We start from the raw sequence: 4097 nt of genomic DNA, 5'->3' as shown, positions 1-4097 counted from the left end.
GTCTTTGGGCGAACGCAGCCGGCCAACGGTCGGCTCTACGCCAGCCCGTAGCGCTTCAACACCTTGCCGATACTGCGGCTGTCGGTCGCCGTTTCCGCGTGCAACCCTGCCTGCCGCGCACCGCGTACGTTGACGAACAGGTCATCGATGAACAGCGTGCGCTCGGCGCGTGCGCCAAGCAGCGTCATGGCCTGCACGAACACGGCCGGGTCCGGTTTGCGTCCACCGAGCGCGCCGCTGCACAGGATGCGCCCGTTCAAGGCCTCGGCCAGGGTGGGGAGGATGCGCGGGATGGTCTGGGCCATGAGCGCGCCGTTGTTGGTCAGGATGGCGATCGGCAGCTCACGCGCGATGCGCTCGATGCGTTCGATCACGCCTGCCTGCGGCGATGAGGCGGCAATGCGTGCGTCCTGCCATTGCGCGACGCTCACCGTGGTATCCAATGCAGCACCCAGTTGCTGCAGATACAGCGCGCTGTCCAGCCCGGCATCATGCTGTTGCTCCAGCCCACTGTCGAACAACGCCGCCTGCACCTGTGCGGCGCTGCGGCCGGTGCTGGCGGCAAGGTGACGCACGCGCAGGTGGCGCGCATGGCGCACCAGCACCCCATCGAAATCCAGCAGCAGGCAGTCCACGGCAACCGGCATCGGCAACATTCGTCCAGGTCCAGCGTCGACCGTAACCCACTCCGGGTGACCGCTGCGACATCGCGTCGCAGGTGGGCGGCCAAGCGGCTGTCTAGAATCTCCGGACTGATTGTTGGAGATCGCCGTGAAACTGCTTGCCCCCGTGTTGCTCGCCGGCCTGATGCTGGCCCCGGCTGCCCATGCCCGCGTGTGCGCGGTCAACATCGACAGCACCGACCAGATGAGCTTCAGCCAGAAGGAGATCAAGGTCGGCGCGGACTGCACGCAGGTGAAGCTGACCCTGCGCCACACCGGCAAGCTGGCCGCCACCGCGATGGGCCACAACTGGGTGCTGACCCGCAGCGCGGATTACCAGCCGGTGGCGATGGCCGGCATGCGCATGACCCCGGCCGACAGCTACCTGCCCAAGGGCGATGCACGGGTGCTGGCACATACGGCGGTGATCGGCGGCGGGCAGAGCACCAGCGTCACCTTCGCCACGGCCAAGCTGGCCAAGGGCGGTGACTACACGTTCTTCTGCTCGTTCCCGGGCCACTTCGCGATGATGAAGGGCCGATTCGTTTTCGGCTGAGGCGTAGCTGCCGGGATGGCATGGGTAGAGCCACCCCATGGGTGGCTGCACGCAATGCCGAATCCTGATCGAACAGCAGCCACGCATGGCGTGGCTCTACCGTGGTCGGATTGCACGGGTAGAGYCACCCCATGGGTGGCTGCATGCAATGCCGGATCGAACAGCAGCCACGTATGGCGCGGCGCTACCGTCGCAGGGGCTCAGCCCTTGACCACCTTGAACGCCTCGCGTGCCGCGTCGAGGGTTGCGTCGATGATGCTGTCATCGTGCGCGCTGGACATGAACCCGGCTTCGTACGCCGACGGCGCCAGAAACACGCCGCGCTCGAGCATCGCGTGGAAGAAGGTGTTGAATGCCGGGATGTCGCAGGACGTTGCCTGCGCATAGGTCTCCACTTTCTGGTCGGTGAAGAACAGCCCGAACATGCCCCCGACCTGATTGGTGGTCACCGCCACGCCGGCGTCGGCGGCGGCGGCTTCCAGGCCGGCGCACAGGCGCGCGCTGGCGGCGCCCAGGCGGTCGTGGAAACCCGGTGCCTGCACCAGCTCCAGCATCGCCAGGCCGGCCGCCATCGCCACCGGATTGCCGCTGAGCGTACCGGCCTGGTAGATCGGGCCGGCCGGGGCGATCTGCGACATCAGGTCGGCACGGCCACCATAGGCGCCCACCGGCATGCCGCCGCCGATGATCTTGCCGAAGGTGGTCAGGTCCGGGGTGATGCCGTAGTACGCCTGCGCACCGCCGAGGGCGACGCGGAAACCGGTCATCACTTCGTCGAAGATCAGCAGCGCGCCGTACTGCGTGCACAGCGCGCGCAGGTGCTGCAGGTAGCCCTCGCGCGGCGGGATGCAGTTGGCGTTGCCGACCACCGGTTCGATGATCAGGCCGGCGATGTGCTCGCCCTGTTCGGCGAACAGCGCGGTGGCCGCGTCGACATCGTTGTAGGGCAGGGTGAGCGTGAGCTCGCTCAGGCCGGCCGGCACGCCCGGCGAGGTCGGTACGCCCAGGGTCAGCATGCCGCTGCCGGCCTTGACCAGGAACGAGTCGCCGTGGCCGTGGTAGCAGCCTTCGAACTTGACGATGCGGTTGCGGCCGGTGGCGCCGCGCGCCAGGCGGATCGCCGACAGCGTCGCTTCGGTGCCGGAGTTGACCATGCGCACCATCTCGCATGACGGGATCAGGCGGGTGAGGGTGTCAGCCATCACCACTTCGGCTTCGCACGGCGCGCCGAAGGACAGGCCGTTGTTGATCGCGTGCTTGACCGCCTGGCGCACGCTGGCATGGTTGTGGCCAACGATCATCGGGCCCCACGAACCCACGTAGTCGATGTAGCGGTTACCGTCGACGTCGTACAGATACGGGCCATCGGCCCGCTCCACGAAGAACGGCTCGCCACCGACCGACTTGAACGCGCGCACCGGCGAGTTGACGCCGCCCGGTAGAAGCTTCTGGGCGCGGGTGAACAGGGCGTGGGACTGGTCGTGGTTCATGGGGTGTCCTGGGTATTACGGGAACTGGGCGAGGAAGGCGCGCTGGGTGGCGACCGGGTCGGCGGCGGCGAACACGCTGCTGACCACGGCGACCAGATCGGCACCGGCCTCGATGATGGGTCCGACATTGTCCGGGCTCAGCCCGCCGATCGCCACCCGCGGCACGCCCAGTGCGGCGCTTTGCCGCAGCAGGTCGACGGTGGCGCGGCTGGAAGTGACCTTGGTGGTGGTCGGGAAGAACGCGCCGAAGGCCACGTAGCTGGCTCCGGCGGCCACGGCCCGTTCGGCATTGGCCAGCTGGTCGTAGCAGGACGCGCCGATGACGGCCTCCGGCCCGAGCAGGGCACGCGCGGCGCCGATGTCGCCATCGGTACCGCCCAGGTGCACGCCGGCAGCGCCCACGGCCTGGGCCAGCAGCGGGTCGTCGTTGATGATCAGCGGCACCCCGTGCTGGGCGCACAGCGACTGCAGGGCGATGGCCTGGGCCTGTTTCAACGCCGTGTCGGCAGTCTTGTTGCGGTACTGCAGCCAGGTCGCCCCGGCGGCGAGCAGCGGCGCGGTGCGCGCCAGCAGCCGCGCAGTGTCGGGCTCGTCAGGCGTGATCAGGTAGACGCCACGCGGGCGTGCAGGGGAGGCTGAAGCAGGATTCATCGGTGGCTACCGGTAGCACGACGGGAGTGGGACAATGGCCATCGCCAGTTCTTGTCCAACCGTGATTATCCAATGACCGACGCCACCGCCACCACTTTCCGCACCTGGATGTGCGTTGTCTGCGGCTTCCTGTACAGGGAAGAAGAGGGCTTGCCGGAAGAAGGCATCGCGCCGGGCACCCGCTGGGAAGACATTCCCGATACGTGGACCTGCCCGGATTGCGGCGTGACCAAGGACGATTTCGAGATGGTCGAGGTCGATTGAGGGCAGCCGTGTAAATCCTTGGCCTGCAAGGGAAAGCAGCCAAGCGTGGCTCGGCGCTACGCGCCCAACGTCCCGGTCCCCCGGTAGTGCCGAGCCGCGCTCGGCAACCGAATCCCTCAATGCAACCGTGGCGCCCGTCCGCCGATCTCTACCAGCTGCTCGCGCACCCACTGCGCGTCGGTGGCCTGCCCATTGCGCTGCAGGTACAGCGCCAGATCGCGGTGCGCGCCGGCCTGGTAGTCCAGGTGCAGGTAGGCCAGGCCCCGATCGCGCAGGGCGTCGTCCTGTTCCGGCGCTAGCTTGAGCAGGCGATCGGCGCTGCGCGCGGCGCGGTCCCATTCGCCGCGTTCCACGTACACGCCGTGCAGGTTGCGCAGCATGCGCATCAGGATCGCGCGCGCCGGCGCTGCATCCAGAATCTGCGCCAGCACATGGTCGTCCGGGGTTTCCCCGCCCAGGTGCGAGCGCGCGCGC

At 68.0% G+C, this 4097-nt stretch carries 6 protein-coding genes; 2 read left to right on the top strand and 4 right to left on the bottom strand.

The genetic code is table 11. The features are described 5' to 3' along the window. Positions 1 to 35 precede the first annotated feature (35 nt). Positions 36 to 647 (bottom strand): HAD-IA family hydrolase, encoded by a 612-nt coding sequence (locus tag ACXJKH_RS16290; protein WP_457320857.1) that lies wholly within the window; start codon positions 645 to 647, stop codon positions 36 to 38. Between the two features lie 160 nt (positions 648 to 807). Here ACXJKH_RS16290 and azu point away from each other — a divergent pair, with 160 nt between their 5' ends. Beyond that, the gene (gene azu / locus ACXJKH_RS16285) at positions 808 to 1218 is read left to right on the top strand and encodes an azurin (protein ID WP_306175407.1); all 411 of its coding nucleotides are present in this window, start codon (positions 808 to 810) and stop codon (positions 1216 to 1218) included. A 200-nt stretch (positions 1219 to 1418) separates the two neighbouring features. Here the strand turns inward: azu and hemL are convergent, their stop codons facing one another. Continuing rightward, positions 1419 to 2708, bottom strand: coding sequence for a glutamate-1-semialdehyde 2,1-aminomutase (hemL, locus tag ACXJKH_RS16280; RefSeq protein WP_457320855.1), 1290 nt, complete (start codon positions 2706 to 2708; stop codon positions 1419 to 1421). 15 nt (positions 2709 to 2723) lie between these two features. Then, on the bottom strand, positions 2724 to 3359 hold the full coding sequence (gene thiE, locus ACXJKH_RS16275; protein WP_457320853.1) for a thiamine phosphate synthase: 636 nt from the start codon (positions 3357 to 3359) through the stop codon (positions 2724 to 2726). 72 nt (positions 3360 to 3431) lie between these two features. On the opposite strand from thiE, the gene ACXJKH_RS16270 reads away from it, so the two are divergent. Next, a complete protein-coding gene (locus tag ACXJKH_RS16270) occupies positions 3432 to 3623 on the top strand; it encodes a rubredoxin (protein ID WP_256776021.1) in 192 nt (63 codons plus the stop codon). 116 nt (positions 3624 to 3739) lie between these two features. On the opposite strand, the gene ACXJKH_RS16265 is transcribed toward ACXJKH_RS16270, so the two are convergent. After that, a partial coding sequence (locus ACXJKH_RS16265; protein WP_457320850.1) for a tetratricopeptide repeat protein occupies positions 3740 to 4097 on the bottom strand: 358 nt, incomplete at its 5' end.

The organism is Stenotrophomonas sp. P5_B8, from assembly GCF_054049855.1.
The sequence above is the reverse complement of the archived record's forward strand: the minus strand, read 5'-3'. Positions and strand labels throughout refer to the sequence as shown.

Excerpts from the sequence above, each read along its gene's own strand:
- azu (WP_306175407.1), top strand. The coding sequence starts at position 808 with ATGCTGGCCCCGGCTGCCCATGCCCGCGTGTGCGCGGTCAACATCGAC.
- thiE (WP_457320853.1), bottom strand. The coding sequence starts at position 3,359 with ATGAATCCTGCTTCAGCCTCCCCTGCACGCCCGCGTGGCGTCTACCTG.
- ACXJKH_RS16290 (WP_457320857.1), bottom strand. The coding sequence starts at position 647 with ATGCCGGTTGCCGTGGACTGCCTGCTGCTGGATTTCGATGGGGTGCTG.
- hemL (WP_457320855.1), bottom strand. The coding sequence starts at position 2,708 with ATGAACCACGACCAGTCCCACGCCCTGTTCACCCGCGCCCAGAAGCTT.
- ACXJKH_RS16270 (WP_256776021.1), top strand. The coding sequence starts at position 3,432 with ATGACCGACGCCACCGCCACCACTTTCCGCACCTGGATGTGCGTTGTC.